Source organism: Halolamina salina, from assembly GCF_054653455.1.
Genome location: NZ_BAAIGE010000002.1, coordinates 1,889,456 through 1,908,047 on the forward strand (window position 1 = coordinate 1,889,456; position 18,592 = coordinate 1,908,047).

The following is an 18,592-nucleotide window of genomic DNA, read 5'->3' on the forward strand; positions in this document are numbered from 1 at the left end:
GGTATGCGTGATCCGATAGCCACACTTCGTAACCGCTGGTCCGACAGCGACGCCCGCACCGACGGCGGCGAGACCGCCTCGAAGCGGTCGCTGCTCTCGCGGGACTCGGTGCGGTCGGCCCCGTTCTGGCTGCCGCCGTTCCTGCTGGTCGGACTGTTCGTGTACGGCGCCGTCGTCTGGAACTTCCTGCTCTCGCTGACCGACTTCTCCGGCATCGGCGAGCCCGACTACACGGATCTGGACGTCGAGAACTACCTCGTCGCGTTCGCCGACCCGATCGACGGTCTCCTCTCGACGGTCGGCCTCGGCGGCGAGGTCAACGGCACGGCGCCGGGATGGTCGGAGCTGACCGTCGATCCGGTCTGGAACTCGCTGGGCAACACCGTCGCCCTGATGGTGGGGTTCTCGGCGGTCTGTCTCGCGGTCGGCCTGCTGCTCGCGATCCTCGTCGACCGCGGCATCCGCTTCGAGAACACGTTCCGGACGATCTACCTGCTGCCGATGAGCCTCTCCTTTGTCGTCACGGCGAAGTTCTGGCTCTACATGTACAACCCCGACACCGGGCTGATCAACGTCGCCCTCGGCGCCGTCGGGATCGGGCCGGTACAGATCGTCCAGAACCCCGACCTGAAGCTCGGGGCGGTCGCGTTCGCGCTGATCTGGCAGTTCAGCGGCTACGCGATGATCGTCTACCTCGCGGCGCTGCGTGGCATCCCGTCGAGCCACTTCGAGGCCGCCCGCGTCGACGGCGCGAGCACGGTGAAGATGTACTGGCGGGTGATAATCCCGCAGCTCCGGACCGCGACCGTGAGCGCGCTGGTCGTGATCACGGTGTTCGCGCTCAAGGCGTTCGACTTCCTGTTCTCGATGTACGGCGGCTACCAGCCCGGCCCGTCGGCGGACATCCTCGCGACGCGGATGGTCAGGGAGGCGTACGCCAACCAGAACTGGGCGTACGGGTCGACGATCGCGGTGATCCTGTTCGTGATGGCGCTGTGTATCGTCGCGCCGTACGTCTACTCGCAGTATCAACGGGGTGAGCTATGAGCACGAGCGAGGAGGACCGGCTCCGGCTGAAGCGGATCGGCCTCTACGCCGTGCTCGTCGGGATGGCGGGGTTCTACCTCCTGCCGATCCTGACGGGGCTGTTCACCTCGATCACCAGCCCCGAGAGCTACACCGGACAGGCGCCGTTCCTCCCGCCGCTGGAGCCGCTGATCCCGGAGACCGGTTCGTTCTCGCTCCAGCCGTGGGGGAACGCGTTCGACGGCCTCGCCCGCGGGCTGGCCAACAGCGTCATCCTCGTGATCCCGGCGACGATCCTCTCGGGGCTGTTCGGGAGCATGGCCGCCTACGGGCTGACCAACGTCGACTGGCGCGGGCAGGTCGGAATCTACGCGCTGTTCGTCGCCGGCATCTTCATCCCGTATCAGGCGGTGTTGGTGCCGCTGACGCAGTTCTGGTACAACGTCGTGCCGCTGCAGTCGCTGTTCGCGCCGCTGGCGGCGTTCCCGCTGGTCCAGGAGTACCACTGGAAGCTGGTGGCGCTGATCGTCACCCACACGGCGTACGGGATTCCGATCTGTACGCTGCTGTTCCGTGCCCACTACAAGAAGCTCTCCACGGAGATGATCGAGGCGGCCCGGCTCGACGGCGCCTCGGTGTCGACGATCTACCGACGGATCGTGCTGCCGCTGTCGATTCCGATGTTCGCGGTGGTGTTCATCTACCAGTTCACCCAGATCTGGAACGACCTCCTGTTCGCCCTGACGATCGTCCAGTTCGGCGACGCGTCGGTGGTGACACAGGAACTGGTGGGGATCGGGGTGTCCCAGTCGGGGACGAACTTCCCGCTGCGGATGGCGGCGGCGCTGCTGGCGGCGCTGCCGACGCTCGTGGTGTACGTCCTGTTCGGCGACAAGTTCGCCGAGGGGGTGGCCACATGAGGTTCAGAGGTGATCTACGATGGCAGAACTAACGCTCGACTCGGTAACGAAGGTGTTCAACGAGGGGGGAAGCGACGAGATCGTCGCCGTCGACGACGTGACGATGGGGATCGAGGACGGGGAGTTCCTCGTGCTCGTCGGCCCGTCGGGCTGCGGGAAGTCGACGACCCTGCGCATGATCGCCGGGCTGGAGACCGTCACCGACGGCGAGATCCGGCTCGGCGGGCGCGCGATCAACGACACGGGACCCGCGGACCGGGACATCGCGATGGTGTTCCAGTCCTACGCGCTCTACCCCCACATGACCGTCCGGGAGAACATGAGCTTCGGGCTGGAGGAGTCCACCGACATGCCCGACGACGAGATCCGCGCCACCGTCGAGGAGACGGCGGCGATGATGGGCATCGAGGAGCTGCTCGACCGCAAGCCCTCGGAGCTCTCCGGCGGCCAGCAGCAGCGCGTCGCGCTCGGCCGCGCGATCGTGCGCGACCCCGCGGCGTTCCTGATGGACGAGCCGCTGTCGAACCTCGACGCCAAGCTCCGGGCGACGATGCGCACGGAACTCCAGCGCATCCAGGACGAACTGGGCGTGACGACGGTGTACGTCACCCACGACCAGACCGAGGCGATGACGATGGGCGACCGCATCGCCGTACTCGACGACGGCGTGCTCCAGCAGGTGGGGACGCCGCTCGAGTGCTACCACACCCCCGCCAACCGCTTCGTCGCGGGGTTCATCGGCGAGCCGTCGATGAACTTCTTCCCGACGACCCGCGAGGGCGACGCGCTCTCGAACGAGCGGTTCACCTACCCGCTTCCCGAGGATGTCCGGGAGACGCTCGGCGACGCGACGAACGTGACACTCGGCGTGCGCCCGGAGGACGTCGAGTTCGCGGCCGAGGCCGAGACGCTCGGCCCACACGACTTCGAGTGCGTCGTCGACGTGGTCGAGCCTGTCGGGGAGTCGAACAACGTCTACCTCCGGTTCGCGGACGCGCCCGACGGGGAGACGTTCATCGCGACGATCAGCGGGATGCGCACCGTCTCCTCGGGCGACCGCGTGGTGGCGACCATCCCGCCGGAAGCGATCCACCTGTTCGACGACCGGACCGGCGAGGCGCTCAAGAACCGCTCGCTCGACGACGTCGAGGGCGTGACGCCGACCTGAGGGGTAGCCCTCTATGGCGCCCTGACGTACGTCACCGGACAGGACGCGTTCGAGAGGATCTTCTGAGCCGTCGAGCCGAACACCGCCTTCCCCGCCGCCGAGCGGCCGCGCCCGCCGACGATCAGCATGTCGGCGCCCACTCGCTCCGCGAGTTCGAGCACTTCCTCGCTCGTGTCGCCCACGGCGCCGTGTGACTCGTACTCGATACCTGCCTCCGAGAGCATCGCGCCGACCTCCCGGATCGTCGCGTGCCGCGCGGCCACGTCGTCCGGCGCCACCTCGGCGTCGGGACCGAACTCGAGTTGGTCTTTCACTCTCTCGTACCCCTCCTCGGAGAAGACGTGGAGGAGCCGAACGGTCGCGCCGGCAGGCCCCGCCACGTCGATAGCCGTCCGCGCGACTGACTCCGTCCGTTCAGCCTCGTCGCCGACCGCGACGACCACCGTATCGAGGCTCATCCGACCGTCACCTCCTCACCGACTTCGGCGCTCCGCTGAACGGCGTCGAGGACGCGCTGGACCGCCAGCCCGTCGTCGAAGTCCGGCGCGTACGCGCTCCCCTCCTCGACCGCCGAGAGGAACGCGTGGTTCTCGTGGACGAACGTGTGCTCCCAGCCGAGCGCGTGCCCGGGCGGCCACCAGTGCTCGAGATACGGGTCGTCTTCCTCGGTCACGAGCACGGTCTCGAAGCCGCGATTGCCCGGCCGGAACAGTTCGAGTTCGTTCAGTCGTTCGAGCGAGAAGCGGATCGCGCCCTCGGTCCCCTCGATCTCGATCGTGTGGTCGTTCTTTCGACCGACGGCGACCCGGGAGGCTTCGAGCGTTCCGGCGGCACCGTTTTCGAACCGGACCTGCGCGCTGTAAGCGTCGTCGACGGTGACCGGCTCGCTCCCTTCGCCGTCGGCCGCGGGGCGCTCGTCGACGAACGTCGTGGTCTGCCCGCTCACGCGCTCGATGTCACCGACGAGGAAGCGTGCGAGGTCGATCGTGTGCGCGCCGAGGTCGCCCAGCGCCCCGCTGCCCGCGCGGTCGGCGTCGGTCCGCCAGCTCGCGGGCGCCTCGGGATCGACCAGCCAGTCCTGCAGGTACTTCCCGCGGAACTGCCGGATCTCGCCCAGTTCGCCGGCGTCGATCAGCCGCTTGGCGTACTGGATCGCCGGGACGTACCGATAGTTGAAACCGACCGCTGCGGGGGCGTCGGCGTCCGCCGCGGCTGCCGCCATGCGTTCGGCACCGGCGAGCGTCGGCGCCATGGGTTTCTCACACAGCACAGGCGTCCCCGCCTCCAGCGCCGCGATCGTGGGCTCGGGGTGGACGTGGTTCGGGCCGAGGTTGTAGAAGACGTCCACGTCGGCAACGACCTCGCGCCAGTCCGTCGCCGTCCGTGCAAAGCCCAGCCTGTCGGCCGCCTCGGCGAGCGCGGCCTCGTCGCGGCCGATCAGCACGTCGCGTTCGACCGCCGGGGCGTCCGGGACGAACATCGGCAGTCGCGCGAGCGCGTTCGCGTGGGCCTTCCCCATGAAGCCGTACCCCAGCATCCCGACCGAGAGCGGGTCGCTCACGGTCGCACCCCCCGGGCCGTCCCGCGCTTCGCTCCCCCGGGCCGCCCGTCAGTGGCCGGGAGCCGTCCGGGATCCGTCCCGAAAGTGGCTATGACTGTCACACCACACGGTCACGACCGACGCGTAAGAAATTTACTTACCTTCGAATCAATAGTTCACAGGATGCGCTGGCACCGAGTCCGGACGGTCACGCCGCGAGCGGTGGACGGATGACCGCGTGGTACGCCGCGGTCGATCTCGGTGCGAGCAACATCAAGGCGGTCGTCGGCGACGAGGACGGCACCGTCGTCAGCCGGGCGCGACGCCGGACCCCTCGCGGCCCGGACGGCGACGCGGTCGCCGACGCGATGGTCGCCGCGACCCGGGCGGCGCTTTCTGACGCCGGCGTCGCGCCGACAGAGATAGTCCGCTGTGGCGTCGGCTCGATCGGCCCGCTGGACAAGGCCGCCGGCGAACTCGGCCGCTCGGCCAACCTCGGCCCGAACGTCGATCGGGTCCCCCTCGCGAAGCCGCTCGGCGAACTGCTCGACGCGGAGGTGGTCGTCATCAACGACGCCAACGCGGGGGTGATCGGCGAGCGCTTCTACGCCGATCGGAGTCCCGACGATATGGCCTACCTCACTATCTCCTCGGGCATCGGCGCCGGCGTCGCCGTCGACGGCCGCGTGCTCTCGGGCTGGGACGGCAACGCGGCGGAGGTGGGCCACGACACGCTCGAAGTCGGGGGGATCACCTGCGGCTGTGGCGCCGAGGGCCACTGGGAGGCGTACTGCTCGGGGAAGAACATCCCCCGCCACGCGCGGTACGTCCACGAGACCGAGGGCGTCCCGACGGAGCTACCCCTCGACGAGATCGACGCCAAGGACGTGTTCGACGCCGCCGACGAGGACCCCCTCGCCGAGCGAGTGATCGAGCGCGTGCAGGCGTTCAACGCCGCCGGGATCGCCGATCTGGTCCACGCCTACGCCCCGCTGGTGGTGTACGTCGGCGGCGCCGTCGCGCGAAACAACCCCGAACGTATCGTCGATCCGGTCCGGGAACGGCTCCCTGATCTGGTGATGACGAACGTCCCCGAACTCCGGCTCACCTCGCTGGGCGACGAGGCGGTCGTCCGCGGCGCGCTCGCGGCCGCGATCACCGCGGCCGACCGCTCGCAGCTCCGTCCTTAGGCGCGCTCGATCGTGATCTCGTGGGCCTCGACGTCCTCCAGCGCCGCGACTCGGCCGCCGACCCGGACCTCCCCGTCGCCGGTGTCGAGCGTGAGCGACGCGATCGACTCCTCGTCGTTGCGCGTCGTGTCGACGACCTCGCCCGCCACGTCGCGGGGCTCGCCGCCCAGCACGTCCCGCCCCTCGACGGTCGCCCGGAGCGGCCCGTCGAGCGCCTCGACCTCCTCGACACAGCGTCGGAGCGACGCGTACCGGCGGGGGAGGCTTCGGTCGGGCGTGGTCGCCAGCGTCTCCCCGGAGGCCCACAGCACCGTCGAGACGAACCCCGAGACGAGGAAGCCGAGCTCCGAGCGGTTGAACACGACCCCGTAGCGCTCCTCGCCCCGGCTGACCGCCTCGCGGGTCGCGTACAGCGAGAACTGCCCGTCGCCGACCGCCGCGACCGGGGTGGTGACGCCGCGGCGCGAGCGCGCAGTGGTCGCGACGTCGGTGTAGTCGTACTCCTCGGGGTCGGGTACCTCGGCGGCCGGCGAGACGAGCAGTTCGATCGTGACGCCGGCCTCCCGCTTCTCGCGGAGTTCGTCCTCGAACTCCGCCAGCAGGTCGGGCGTCAGCGACAGCAGCAGTTCGAACTCCGCGGACTCGATCACCTCCCCGAGGTAGCGCTCGATCGTCGCGGGCGACTTGATCAGCGTGACCGCCTCGGCGTCCCGCGCCGGCGCGGTGTAGCGCTGTTCGAGGCCGCTGACGAGTTCGTCGAGCGAGGAGCGAACGCCGCCGAACGCCTCCTCGGGCTCGATCGCGAGCACCTGCATCGGCCGGGACTCCTGTAGCTCCACGAAGCCGTGGTCCGCGAGGCTCCGCACCGTGTCGTACACGCGGGGCTGGGGGATGTCGGTCCGCTCGGCGATCTCGGTCGCGGTGAGCCGGCCGTGTTCGAGCACGGCCAGATACGCCTCGATCTCGTACTCGCCGAAGTCGAACGTCTCCCCGACCCGCTCCAGCGCCGCGCGCAGGTCGTCGTCGTGCATACCCCGGGGATGCCCGCCCGGTCACATAAACACCGTTCGTCCGTCCCGCCGCCCGGCGGTGAAATAAACGTTCACTCGCGTCCGAATACCCGTCCCGGTAGGTCCAAGGGATGCCGGCCCCTGTCGCCGGGCATGACCGCACCCGCCCCCGGCGCGGCCGACCCGCTCTCGCTGCACGGCGTCGTCCCGCCGACCGTGACCGCGTTCGACGACGACGGCGAACTGGACGCCGAGACGACCGCCGCCCACGCCCGGTTCGTCGTCGACCGCGGCGTCCACGGCGTGTTCCCGCTCGGGACGAACGGCGAGTTCGCGCTGCTCGGCCCCGAGGAGCGCGACGAGGTCGTCCGGGCCGTCGTCGACGAAGTCGGTGACGAGGTGCCGGTGATCGCCGGCGTCGGCGAGCCCGCGACCCGCCGCACGGTCGAGCGCGCACGCGCGGCTGAGGAGGCGGGCGCCGACGGCGTCGTCGTCGTCACCCCCTACTACTACCCGCTCGACGGCGACGCGGCAGTCGAGCACTACCGCACGGTCTGCGATGCGGTCGACTGCCCGGTGTACGTCTACCACATCCCCTCGAAGACGGGGAACGACCTGAGCCTCGAGACGCTGGACGAACTCGCGGCGATCGACAACCTCGCCGGGCTGAAGGACTCCTCGAAGGACGTGCCGTGGCTGGGGCAGGCCGTCGCCGCCAACGACGAACTCACCTTCCTCGCGGGCTCGGACTCGCTGCTGAAGCCCGGGCTCGACCTCGGCTGCACCGGGATGGTGTCGGCGGTCGCGAACGCCTTCCCCGAACTTGTCGTTGACCTGTACGAGGCGTACGACGCCGGCGACCGTGAGCGCGCCGCGGACCTGCAGGAACGGGTGTACGAGGTCCGCTCGGCGATCAAGCGCGGCCCGTACATGGCCGGCGTGAAGGAGGCGCTCTCACACCGCGGGTTCGACGCCGGACCGCTTCGCTCGCCGCTGCGACGGATGGACGACGAGGACAGCGCGGCGCTCCGGGCCGATCTCGAGGCGCTGGGGCTGTTGGAGTAATCTTTTACTACGCGTGTAGTAACCGTTCGCCATGGTCGACTACTCGGAGCTCCACGATCCGAACGCGGAGTACACGATGCGGGAGCTCTCCGCCGAGACGATGGGCGTCACACGCGAGCGCGGCGGCGGGCGGGACGTCGAGATCACCGACGTGCAGACGACGATGGTCGACGGCAACTTCCCGTGGACGCTCGTCCGGGTCTACACCGACGCCGGCGTCGCGGGCACGGGCGAGGCGTACTGGGGCGCCGGGGTCCCCGAACTCATCGAGCGGATGAAGCCGTTCCTGCTCGGCGAGAACCCGCTGGACATCGACCGCCTCTACGAGCACCTGATCCAGAAGATGTCCGGCGAGGGCTCCGTCGAGGGGGTGACCGTCACCGCCATCTCGGGGATCGAAGTCGCACTGCACGACCTCGCGGGCAAGATCCTCGACCTGCCCGCCTACCAACTGCTCGGCGGGAAGTACCGCGACGAGGTCCGGGTGTACTGCGACTGCCACACCGAAGCGGAGGCCGACCCCGAGGCCTGCGCCGACGAGGCCGAGCGCGTCGTCGAGGAACTGGGGTACGACGCGCTGAAGTTCGACCTCGACGTGCCCAGCGGGCTGGAGAAAGATCGCGCGAACCGCCACCTCCGGTCGGGCGAGATCCGCCACAAAGTCGAGATCGTCGAGGCGGTCACCGAGCGCGTGAAAGACCGCGCGGACGTCGCCTTCGACTGCCACTGGACGTTCTCCGGCGGCAGCGCGAAACGGCTCGCCGAGAAGCTGGAACCGTACGACGTGTGGTGGCTCGAGGACCCCGTCCCGCCGGAGAACCTCGACGTGCAGGAGGAAGTCACCAAGTCGACGACGACGCCGATCACCGTCGGCGAGAACCGCTACCGCGTGACCGAGCTCCGCCGGCTGATCGAGGACGGGGCGGTCGACATCGTCGCCCCCGACCTGCCCAAGGTCGGCGGGATGCGCGAGACCCGGAAGATCGCCGACGTGGCGAACCAGTACTACGTCCCGGTGGCGATGCACAACGTCGCCTCGCCGATCGCGACCGTGGCGGCGGCCCACGTCGGTGCCGCGGTGCCGAACTCGCTGGCGGTCGAGTACCACTCCTACGAACTCGGCTGGTGGGAGGATCTGGTCGAGGAGGACGTGATCGTCGACGGTTCGATCGAGGTGCCCGAAGAGCCGGGGCTCGGCGTCACCCTCGACCGCGACGCCGTGGCCAAACACTTAGTCGACGGCGAGGAACTGTTCGACCCGGTATGAGCCTACCCGCCGGCGGCGACGGTCCGGAACCGACACTCGCCACCTTCGGCGAGAGCATGCTGCGGTACAGCCCCCCGGCCGGCAACCGCCTCGAGACGGCCGACGAGCTCGCGGTCCACGTCGGCGGCGCCGAGAGCAACGTCGCCGCCGCGGCGGCCCAACTGGGCTGCGAGGCGGCGTGGCTGTCGAAGCTGCCCGACTCGCCGCTGGCCCGCCGGGTCGAACGCGGCGTCCGCGAACACGGCGTCGAGCCGCTGGTCGCGACGGGTGAGGGGCGCGTGGGGACGTACTACCTCGAACCCGGGGGGAGGCCCCGCGGGACCACCGTCGTCTACGACCGCGAGGACGCCGCGATCCGGACGGCGACGCCCGACGAGCTGGCGGTCGACCGCGTCCGCGCCGCGGACGCGTTCTACACCAGCGGGATCACGCCCGCGCTCTCGGAGACGCTACGGGAGACGACCGCGGCGCTCCTGAAGGCGGCGGGCGAGGCCGGCGTCACGCGCGCGTTCGACCTCAACTATCGGTCGAAGCTCTGGACGCCCGCCGAAGCAGCCGAGAAACTCCGCCCGCTGTTCGAACACGTCGACGTGCTGATCGTCGCCGAGCGCGACGCCGAGACGGTGCTGGACCGCGACGGCGAGGCCGGGCAGATCGCACACAGCCTCGGGGTCGAACACGACTGCGAGGCGGTGGTGGTGACCCGCGGCGAGGCGGGCGCGGTCGCGGCCCACGGCGGCGAGATCCACGAGGCCGACGCGCTGGAAACCGACACCGTCGATCCGGTCGGGAGCGGCGACGCGTTCGTCGGGGGGCTGCTCGCCGGCCTGTTGACCGGCAGTTCGGTGCCCGTCGCGCTCGACGCCGCGACCGCGACCGCCGCGCTGAAACGGACCGTGGCGGGCGACGCCGCGGTCGTGACGCCGGAAGACGTGACGGCGGTGATCGACGGCGGCGCCGACGAGATCGACCGCTGATTCAGGCGCCGTCGCCGACCCGGATCACCTGCAGCAGCGAGTACACCGGCACGCCGTCGACCTCGTCGACGCCGCGCTTGTCCGCGAGCACGCCGCAGGCGACCGGCTCGCCCCCGCGGGCGCGCACGGCGTCGATCGTCTCCTGTATCGTGGTGCCGGAGGTGACGGTGTCGTCGACGATGTAACACTCCCGCTCGCGGACCTCCGCGAAGTTCCGGGAGAAGCCGCCCTCGAGGTTCTCGATGCTACCCTCCTCCCACTGGTGTTTCCGGGGCGTGTACGTCGCGAGATCCGTGTCCAACTCAGTCGCGACCGTCGTCGCGAGCGGGCTGCCGGCTTTCTCGACGCCGACGGTCAGGTCCACGTCCTCCCCCTTCTTCGAGAGCAGGTCCGCCAGCGCGGCCGCGACGTGTCCGAGCCGCGAGGAGTCCCGGCCGACCGCCGACCAGTCGACGTGGATGTCGCCCGGGCCGCCGCCCTGTGCGGGCGTGGCGCCGGCGCGGTCGACCAGCCACGAGGCGGTCTCCCGGGAGACGTTGAGTTCGTCGGCGATCTCCCCCTTCGAGAAGCCGCGGTCGGCGAGCGAGCGTGCCTCCTCGATCAGGTCGTCGACGTTCTTCATGGGTGGAGTTCGACTGCCGCCTTGATAACGTCGCTGTCCAGCGCCGCCTCGAACTCCTCGATCGGGTAGACGTGCTCGGCGAACGGCGACCGCACCGAGGCGGGCATCGCGTCGAGCCACTCGACCGCCCGCTCGAAGTGGGTGTAGCCGGCGTTGACCGAGCCGACCGTCGCGCGGTTGCCCAGCACCATCTCGCGGTGGAAATCGGCGAGATCCACCTCGGCGGTGTGTGGCTCCGGCACGCCGAGCAGCGCCGCGACGCCGTTGGGCGCCAGCGCCGACACCGACTTGACCGCGTGTGGCGCGTGGCCGGTCGCCTCGAACACCAGATCCATCGGCGCGTACGCCTCGGGGACCGCCTCGACGGGCGTCTCACGGGAGTCCACGTACGTCGCGCCGGCCTCGATCGCGAGTTCGACCGCCGGATCGTCGCGGTCGCGGCGACCGAGGCAGTACACCTCCTCGAACCGCTCGGCGAGGACTGGGACCGTCAGGAGTCCCAGCGACCCCGTCCCGAGCACCAGCGCCCGGTCGCGGTCCCACGTGAACGGCTCGCGGGACGCCGCCGCCAGCTCCAGCGCCTTCGCGGTGATCGACAGCGGCTCGACGAGGAACCCGTACGGCGCCAACCGCTCGGGGAGCGGGACGAGGTACTCGCTCGGGACGGCGACGTACTCCGCCATGAACCCGTCGGCGCCGTCGATCCCGCACTCCAGCGTCTCGTCCATCGGCGCCATGTCCGGCTCGCCCCGTCGGAAGTACTCGTTGTACGCTCCCGGCGGCCGCCGGACGGTCGGGACGACCGTCTCGCCGACCTCGAACCCCGTTCCGTTCGGTTCCGCGACGCTGCCGACGGCCTCGTGGCCGAGCACCATCGACGCCTCGACGCCGCCGTGTACGCCGTCGAGCACCTCGCGGTCGGTGCCGTCGATGCCGACCCGATCGACCCGGACCAGCGCCTCGCCCGGCCCCGGATCCGGCCGCGGCCGGTCGACGAGCCGCGGCGAGCCGTCCTCGCTCAGCACAACTGCGTCCATGTAACACCGTATCACACAACCGCACAAAACGTTTATCCTATAGTGAGTAAAGATTTGAGCCATGCGAAACCGCGACCGCTCGGGCGTCGACCACCGCGAACGGCTCGACCGGCTGTACGACGAGTTCGACACCGCGTCGATCCGTTCCCTGCGGGACTTCGTGGAGCTGTTCCCGCCGGTCGACTCGACGGCCGCGCTGGAGCGGTGGGAGACCGCGCGTGCGGACTTCGAGAGCCGGAACGGCCGGATCGTCGACGCGTTCGGCGAGGCCTACGCCGACATCGCCAGCCGCGCGACCCGGGAGACCGCGAGGACGGCCGCCGACCTCTGGGACCGCGAGGGCCGGGCGATCAACGTGCTCGTCCTCGACGTGGACGAGACGCTGCGCTCGGCGGGGAGCACGGACAACGAGATCCCCCGCGAGACGCTCCACCTGCTGACGGAACTGCACGACGACGGCGTGCCGATCGTGATCTGCACCGGGCAGACGCTGGAGAACGTGAAGGGCTTTCTCGTCCAAGGGCTCGGCAGCGAGCTCGTCCACTCGGGCGAGCTCTCGGTCGTGTACGAGGCCGGCAACGGGGTGTTCACGCCCGGCCACGGCTCCGACACCAAGCAGCTGCTGTACGAGGAGCTGGCGCCGTCGATCCGCCGGGTGTTCGAGCAGGTCCGATCGAGCGCGCTCGGGGACGCCCCCTCGGCGGTCGCCCGGGGCTGTCACCTCCAGGGCAACGAGTTCAACGTCACCCTCAAACCCAACCACGAGACCGGCAGCGACGACGCGCGGGCGGTGATCGACGAGGCGCTGCGCCACCAGATCGACTCGCTCGGCCGGGCGGTCGCGGCCGAGACCGGAATCGAGGGGGACGCGGAAGGGTGGGCGCGGTCGTACTACGCCGCTGCCGACGCCGAGATCGCCGCCGTGCTCGACCGCGTTGGTGCGTCAGTCCCCGAAATCACCGTCCCGGAGCCGGTCCGGGAGCTGTTCGAACGCGTCGACGTGGGGTACTACGAGGCCGACGCCGCGGAGATCACGTCGCTCGAACTCGACAAGGTCGCCGGCGTCGAGGCCGCCTTCGACGTGCTCGGCATCGACGACCCGTTCGCGCTGGTGCTCGGCGACTCGAAGTCGGACCTGCGGGTGATGGAGTGGGTCGACCGGACCGACGCCGGCATCGCGGGCGCGCCGGAGCACGCCTCCGAAGTGGTGCTGGACCACGTCCGTGACACCGACGGGCTGCTGTTCGACCGCGGCGACGCCGGAACGCCGCTGCGGACGGCGATCGCGCTGAACCGACTCGCGGCGTTCGAGCGCGGCGACGGTCGCTGATCACCACTCCGTCAGCGCGCCGCGGCCGTGGAACCACGTGAGCACGACCGCGAACGTGAGCGCGCCCGCCACCGCGAACGCGCCGCCGACGAAGAACACCGTCGCGATGCCGTACTGGCTCCAGAGCCAGCCGGCGAGCACGGGACCGAGCACGCTGCCGGGCCGCCAGACGAGTTCGCGGATGCCGAAGCTGGCGGCGATCCCGCCCTCGTCTGCCCCCTCGTCGGCGAACAGCGCCATGCTCGCGGGCTCGCGGAACGCGTCGACGACGCCGAGCAGCCCGTTGACGACGAGGAGGGGAATGAAGGCCGGACCGAGCTTCCCGAGCAGCGAGTAGCCCGCGCCGACACCCGCCACGTCGCTGAGCAGCGACGGGACGATCAGCTCGTACGTCTCGGGGAGGCCGATCGCCGCGCCGATCGCCGGCGTGAACGGAACCGCGAGCGCGACCAGCCCGTACGCGCCGCCGCCGGCGAACACGAACAGCGAGCGGCCGTAGTCGTCGGAGAGCCGGCCGGTGAACGGCTGACAGAGCATGTTCGTGAGCTTCTCGGCGACGAGGACGAACGCGACCGCCAGCCCGGCGTACGCCAGCCCGCCCCGGGCCGCCGAGACGCCGGCGAAGATGCTCACCCACGACCGGACGACAGTGACGGCGACGGCGTACTGCGCGCGGAACGAGGTGAGCGTGATGATGCGCTTGTTGAGCGCCAGCCCCGCGAAGGGATTGCCGTACGAGCGGCTCTCGTCGGCCGGGAGATAGAGCCAGACGCCCGCGAGCGCGAGCGCGAAGGCGGCGACGATCACCGTGTAGATCGGCGTGAACCCGATGACCTGGTACAGCCCGCCCGCGATGATCATGCCGAGGATCGACGCGAGGAAGCGGACGGAGTTGGCCTTCCCGATGCTGTTTGCCCGCTCGCCGTGGTCGGCGAGCTCGCCCACGAGCGAGAGCGTCATCAGCCCCGAGCCGGTGACGACGACGCCCTGCAGCGCGCGAACGCCGATGAACGCCGTGCTGTCGGCGAAGCTCGTCGAGAGCTCCACGCCGAAAAGCGAGGCCGCGACGCCGGCGACGGCGTCGCCGATCGGCTGGACGTTCGCGAACGCGACGTAGGCGAGGACGCTCACGCTCAGCACCCCGAGCAGCACTTTCTTCTTGTCGGAGCGGTCGCCCGCCCACGCCAGCGGGATCACCACGATCGTCTGCGCCAGCGTGAAGCCCGTGATGAACAGCCCGCCCATGAAGTCCGAGGCGTTCAGCACCTCGATGTAGAAGGGGATCAGCAGCGCGAGCGTCGAGTAGCCGAAGCCCGTCGCGAACCGCGAGAGGTAGAGCGACCAGAACTGCAGGCGTTCCTGGTTCACACGGCGACTGCGGGGGAGGATCGAAAAGGGGTTTCGTTTCGATGCTTCGGCGGTGGAGCTACGCGCGGCGGCCGACGACGGCGCCGGCACCGAGCAGCGCGAGCAGCGCGGCGACGACGCCGAAGCCGGGTCCGGAGGTGCTCGTCTCCGACGGCGTTGTCGCGTCAGTGCTCGTCGCGGTGTCGGTCGACGCCGCCGTGTCGGTCGCCGCCGCCTGCGTCGTCCCCGTCACCGTCGCGTTCAGGTCGGTCTCCTCGGCGGTGACGCGAACCGTGTACTCCTGACCGGCGTCGAACCCGTCGAAGGAGAGCTCGCCGGTCGCGCGGCCGTCCGGGCCGACGGTCAGCTGCGTGGTCCGCGTTTCGCCGCCCTCGTTGGGCGCGAGTGCGACCGTCAGCGAGGTGCCGGGCGCGAGCAGCGTCGCGGCGGTGAACTCGACGCTCCCGCCCGCGGTCGCTTCCTCGACGCCGTCGACGAAGTTGACCGACGGCTCGACGACGCCGAACGTCGCCCGCCGGGTGTAGTTCTCGCCGTCGGTGACCGCGTCGGTCACCGTCGCCGTGGCGGTGAAGCTATCGCCGACCGCCGCGGTCGCGGTGCCGTTGCCCTGCTGGAACGCCGCCGTCGCGAGATCAACGGCGACGTAGACGGCGCTCTCCGTGGCGCGGACGGCGACGCCGTCGCTCTCGGCGGTCGCGTCGAGCGTCTTCGCGGTGGCGTTCGCGTCGACGCTGCTCGCGGTCTGCCGGAGGGAGAGCGTTAGTTCGTCGCCGAGCAGCGTGCCGTCGTCGTCGGCTTCGGCGGGCACGCCGGAGGCGTTGAGTCGGAACACGGCCACGTCGCTCGCGGCGACGAGGCTGTCGGTCGAGTCCGACGGCGTGGCGGCCTCGGCGGCGGCGGAGGCCGAGGCGGTCGCCGGCGCCGTGGTCACGGTGAGGTCGCCGACGGCGTCCTCGCCGACGGGCGCGGCCGCCGCGGGCGCGACGGCGGCGACGAGCAGTACGACTGCGAGTGAGAGCGCGGTGTGTCGTGCGTTCATGGGTCGTGTCGGATCGACTGCCCGCGAACCCGTCCGCGGTCGCCCCGTGCCTCGGAGGCGTCAGCCGGGGCTGGGAGCACGGGTGCTCCGGCGGAGGGCGACACTGGGCGGGAATTGGGCGACGATCCGACCGCTATCTGTCGGTTTTCCGGGGGAAACTAAACGCTTCCCTTCCGAACGGCGTCTGGGAGCCGTTAGCGCCCCTCTATCGGCAAAATTCTCCGGTCGTGGGGTCAGAACTCCAGCCGGTTTCCTCGCACCGCGAACACGACGGCCGCCAGCGCGAGCAGCGCGGGCACGACACCGAACCCGGGGGAGTCGGTCGTCGTCGCGGCGGCTGTCGTCGTCGTGGTCTCAGTCGGTGTCGGCGACTGCGTCGGCGTCGATGCGTCGGTCGCTGTCGGGGTCGGCGATCCGGTAGCGGGCTCGTCGACCCTCAGCACCGGGTCCCAGTCGTACCGCTCCGCGGCGACCGTTTCTAGCTCCCCGACGCCGGCGCCGAGACGGTACTCACCCGGCGGCAGCGACCCGTTCCACGTCGTGAAGTCGGCTGCTGGGTGGGGTCGAACCGTGTCCGCACCGACGGCGGTGAACGCCGCCTGGGGAGTCTCGGCGCCGGTGTCGATCCGAACGCGTACCATGCCGTCGGCGTCCTCGTCGACGACTCGGAGGCCGGTGCGGGAGGCAGCGTCCTCGGTGCCGACGACGAGCGTCGCGGCCCGCGTGCCGGACATGCCGACGGTCAGGGTCGCGACCTCGCCGGCGTCGACCGCTACGTCACCGTCGATCTGGGGTTCAGTCAGTTGGATCGTCGTGTTTCGGGACGTCGTCGTCCCGTTCGCGGTGATCGTCAGCGTCGCGACGTACCCCTGCCCGACCCGGGGCCGGGGGCCGAGGGCGTGGGTGCCGGGTTCGCTGTCGTACTCCCACGTCGCGTTCGGGAGATCGACGACGACGTGTCGGTCCTCGTCGACGACGAACGTCCGGACCGCGTCGCCGGACCGGGACGTGTTCAGCCGGAGCGGAAGCCGCTCGGGCGTGGTCGACTCCTCGGTCTGCCGCATGCCGAACTGTAGTTCGTCGCCGAGTTCGGCGTCGTTCGACGGCGCCGCGGCCGTGCTGTTGTTCAGCCGGAACACCACGGTGCCGTTCGGGTGGACGGCGTCGGTCGGCGCCAGTCGCCCGGACGCCGCGGCGGAGCGGATCTCCTCCGGTCCGGCGTCGGGCGGCGGGAGTGTCGCGCTGAGGTTCCCCACGGCTGGAGCAGTCATTTCGTCGGGATGCTCGGCCGTGCCGGGAGCGCCGACGGCAGCGACTGTCGGCGGCGCAGCCACCGACAGGACGAGCACCGCAACGACGACTCCGGTTCGGAGGGGAGGGAAACGGGGAGGTCGCGGGGACATAGTCAGTCCTCGTACGGGGAGACTGGCGCGCGATACCGCATAAACGTTTGCCGGGGCCGGTGCCAGTAGTTTCAGGGAACCGCCGTCCCACGGACCAATATGCCGATCTTCTGGCACCGCCGGGATCTGCGGGCGAGCGACAACCGCGGGCTGGCGGCAGCGGCCGACGACGCCGACGGAGTGGTTCCGGCGTTCGTCTTCGATCCGGACGTGCTCGAACACGGGAGCGATGCCCGGGTGCGGTTCATGCTCGACTCGCTCGCGGAACTTCAGGAGTCCTACCGGGAGCGTGGGAGCGATCTCGTGCTGACCCGCGGCGACCCCGCCGAGGTGCTGCCCGCGCTCGCGGCGGCCGTCGACGCCGGGACGGTCCACTGGAACGCCGACTACTCCGGGCTGGCACAGGATCGCGACGACCGGGTCGAGGCGGCACTCGACGGCGCGGGCATCGACACGGAAACGCACCACGATGCGGTGCTCCACGAGCCGGGAACGATCCGGACCAACGCCGGCGAGCCGTACTCGGTGTACACCTACTTCTGGAAGAAGTGGCGCGACCGCGAGAAGCCTGAGCCGTTCGAGGCGCCCGACGGGACGAATCTCGCGGACGCCAGCGCGCTCGCGACGGACGCGCTCGCTGACTCGTTTGCAGGGGCGTTCGACCTCGACGACGCGCTCCGGGCGGAGCTTCCCTCGATCGAGCAGTTGGGCTTCGAGAAGCCGGACGCCGACGTGCAGGACGGCGGGACCGCGGCCGCCCGCGATCGGCTCGACGCGTTCTGTGAGTCGGCGATCTTCGAGTACGAGGAACAGCGCGAGTACCCCGCGAAGGACGGCAGCTCGCGGCTCTCGCCGCATCTCCGGTTCGGGACGATCGGCCTCCGCGAGGTGTACGAGGCGACCGAGGCGGCGATGGCCGAGGCAGAACGCCGGGACGAAGCAGTGAGGGGGGCGGACGGCGACGACGAACTGGGGCCGGCACAGGAGAGCGTCCGGACGTTCCAGTCGCAGTTGGCGTGGCGGGAGTTCTACACGCAGGTGCTCTACTTCAACCCCGAGATCGTGACGGCGAACTACAAGTCCTACGAGGCGCCGATCGACTGGCGGAACGACGACGACGAACTCGCCGCCTGGAAGGCCGGCGAGACAGGCTACCCGATCGTCGACGCCGGGATGCGCCAGCTCCGCGAGGAGGCGTGGATGCACAACCGCGTGCGCATGATCGTCGCCTCCTTCCTCACGAAGGACCTGCTGTGGGACTGGCGGGCGGGCTACGACCACTTCCGCGACCGCCTCGTCGACCACGACACCGCGAACGACAACGGCGGCTGGCAGTGGGCGGCGTCGACCGGCACCGACGCCCAGCCGTACTTCCGGATCTTCAACCCCGTCACGCAGGGCGAGCGCTACGACCCCGACGCCGAGTACATCAGGGAGTACGTGCCGGAGCTTCGTGGACTCGACGCGGCGGAGATCCACGGCTGGGTCGAGAAGAGCGACGCGGAACGTGCGGAACTCGATGTGGACTACCCGGATCCGATCGTCGACCACGGCGAGCGCCGGGAGCGGGCGCTCGCGATGTACAAGCGGGCTCGCGGGGAGGACCCCGACGAGTAGAACCGACCGAGCT

The 18,592-nt window shown here is 70.3% G+C and carries 17 protein-coding genes; 9 read left to right on the forward strand and 8 right to left on the reverse strand.

All coding sequences use genetic code 11. From position 1 onward, the window contains the following. The first annotated feature begins 3 nt into the window (after positions 1–3). The 3 genes from ACYQZ5_RS10205 to ACYQZ5_RS10215 are packed head-to-tail and all read left to right on the forward strand — an operon-like array spanning position 4 to position 3,114. On the forward strand, positions 4–1,047 hold the full coding sequence (locus ACYQZ5_RS10205) for a carbohydrate ABC transporter permease (protein WP_379731158.1): 1,044 nt from the start codon (positions 4–6) through the stop codon (positions 1,045–1,047). Beyond that, complete coding sequence (locus tag ACYQZ5_RS10210) at positions 1,044–1,946, forward strand: carbohydrate ABC transporter permease (RefSeq protein ID WP_379731157.1); 903 nt, start codon at positions 1,044–1,046, stop codon at positions 1,944–1,946. The genes ACYQZ5_RS10205 and ACYQZ5_RS10210 overlap by 4 nt, the downstream gene beginning before the upstream one ends. A gap of 19 nt (positions 1,947–1,965) precedes the next feature. Beyond that, positions 1,966–3,114, forward strand: a complete 1,149-nt coding sequence (locus ACYQZ5_RS10215) for an ABC transporter ATP-binding protein (protein ID WP_379731155.1) — start codon at positions 1,966–1,968, stop codon at positions 3,112–3,114. A gap of 11 nt (positions 3,115–3,125) precedes the next feature. Here ACYQZ5_RS10215 and ACYQZ5_RS10220 read toward each other — a convergent pair whose 3' ends face one another. Continuing rightward, entirely contained in the window at positions 3,126–3,572 is a 447-nt protein-coding gene (locus ACYQZ5_RS10220; RefSeq protein WP_379731154.1) for a universal stress protein, read from the reverse strand. Continuing rightward, a complete protein-coding gene (locus ACYQZ5_RS10225; protein ID WP_379818027.1) occupies positions 3,569–4,651 on the reverse strand; it encodes a Gfo/Idh/MocA family protein in 1,083 nt (360 codons plus the stop codon). Before ACYQZ5_RS10225 ends, ACYQZ5_RS10220 begins: the two co-directional genes overlap by 4 nt. Positions 4,652–4,884: 233 nt before the next feature. Between ACYQZ5_RS10225 and ACYQZ5_RS10230 the strand changes: the two genes are divergently transcribed. Further along, a complete protein-coding gene (locus ACYQZ5_RS10230) occupies positions 4,885–5,844 on the forward strand; it encodes an ROK family protein (RefSeq protein WP_459846062.1) in 960 nt (319 codons plus the stop codon). Here the strand turns inward: ACYQZ5_RS10230 and trmB are convergent. Then, the gene (gene trmB, locus ACYQZ5_RS10235; RefSeq protein WP_459846064.1) at positions 5,841–6,875 is read right to left on the reverse strand and encodes an HTH-type sugar sensing transcriptional regulator TrmB; all 1,035 of its coding nucleotides are present in this window, start codon (positions 6,873–6,875) and stop codon (positions 5,841–5,843) included. The two genes, ACYQZ5_RS10230 and trmB, sit on opposite strands and share 4 nt — an antisense overlap. A 132-nt stretch (positions 6,876–7,007) precedes the next feature. Between trmB and ACYQZ5_RS10240 the strand changes: the two genes are divergently transcribed. The 3 genes from ACYQZ5_RS10240 to kdgK1 are packed head-to-tail and all read left to right on the forward strand — an operon-like array spanning position 7,008 to position 10,163. Next, positions 7,008–7,919 carry a dihydrodipicolinate synthase family protein gene (locus ACYQZ5_RS10240; protein WP_379818021.1) on the forward strand — a complete coding sequence of 304 codons (912 nt, stop codon included), beginning with the start codon at positions 7,008–7,010 and terminating at the stop codon, positions 7,917–7,919. A 31-nt stretch (positions 7,920–7,950) separates the two neighbouring features. Next, entirely contained in the window at positions 7,951–9,186 is a 1,236-nt protein-coding gene (locus ACYQZ5_RS10245; RefSeq protein WP_379732570.1) for a mandelate racemase/muconate lactonizing enzyme family protein, read from the forward strand. Further along, positions 9,183–10,163 (forward strand): bifunctional 2-dehydro-3-deoxygluconokinase/2-dehydro-3-deoxygalactonokinase, encoded by a 981-nt coding sequence (gene kdgK1, locus ACYQZ5_RS10250; RefSeq protein WP_459846067.1) that lies wholly within the window; start codon positions 9,183–9,185, stop codon positions 10,161–10,163. The genes ACYQZ5_RS10245 and kdgK1 overlap by 4 nt, the downstream gene beginning before the upstream one ends. Before the next feature lies 1 nt (position 10,164). On the opposite strand, the gene gfcR is transcribed toward kdgK1, so the two are convergent. Both gfcR and ACYQZ5_RS10260 read right to left on the reverse strand, forming a co-directional pair. Next, on the reverse strand, positions 10,165–10,785 hold the full coding sequence (gene gfcR / locus ACYQZ5_RS10255) for a transcriptional regulator GfcR (protein ID WP_379818023.1): 621 nt from the start codon (positions 10,783–10,785) through the stop codon (positions 10,165–10,167). Further along, a complete protein-coding gene (locus ACYQZ5_RS10260; RefSeq protein WP_459846069.1) occupies positions 10,782–11,822 on the reverse strand; it encodes an alcohol dehydrogenase catalytic domain-containing protein in 1,041 nt (346 codons plus the stop codon). The genes gfcR and ACYQZ5_RS10260 overlap by 4 nt, the downstream gene beginning before the upstream one ends. A 61-nt stretch (positions 11,823–11,883) precedes the next feature. Between ACYQZ5_RS10260 and ACYQZ5_RS10265 the strand changes: the two genes are divergently transcribed. Continuing rightward, complete coding sequence (locus tag ACYQZ5_RS10265) at positions 11,884–13,152, forward strand: HAD family hydrolase (RefSeq protein WP_379818941.1); 1,269 nt, start codon at positions 11,884–11,886, stop codon at positions 13,150–13,152. On the opposite strand, the gene ACYQZ5_RS10270 is transcribed toward ACYQZ5_RS10265, so the two are convergent. The 3 genes from ACYQZ5_RS10270 to ACYQZ5_RS10280 all read right to left on the reverse strand — a co-directional run bounded on the left by ACYQZ5_RS10270 (position 13,153) and on the right by ACYQZ5_RS10280 (position 16,830). Next, the gene (locus ACYQZ5_RS10270) at positions 13,153–14,520 is read right to left on the reverse strand and encodes an MFS transporter (protein WP_459846072.1); all 1,368 of its coding nucleotides are present in this window, start codon (positions 14,518–14,520) and stop codon (positions 13,153–13,155) included. Between the two features lie 58 nt (positions 14,521–14,578). Then, positions 14,579–15,559 carry a PGF-CTERM sorting domain-containing protein gene (locus ACYQZ5_RS10275; protein ID WP_459846075.1) on the reverse strand — a complete coding sequence of 327 codons (981 nt, stop codon included), beginning with the start codon at positions 15,557–15,559 and terminating at the stop codon, positions 14,579–14,581. Between the two features lie 233 nt (positions 15,560–15,792). After that, positions 15,793–16,830, reverse strand: a complete 1,038-nt coding sequence (locus ACYQZ5_RS10280; protein WP_379731566.1) for a DUF7827 domain-containing protein — start codon at positions 16,828–16,830, stop codon at positions 15,793–15,795. A gap of 231 nt (positions 16,831–17,061) precedes the next feature. On the opposite strand from ACYQZ5_RS10280, the gene ACYQZ5_RS10285 reads away from it, so the two are divergent. Beyond that, complete coding sequence (locus ACYQZ5_RS10285) at positions 17,062–18,579, forward strand: cryptochrome/photolyase family protein (RefSeq protein WP_379731565.1); 1,518 nt, start codon at positions 17,062–17,064, stop codon at positions 18,577–18,579. The last annotated feature ends 13 nt before the right edge of the window (positions 18,580–18,592 follow it).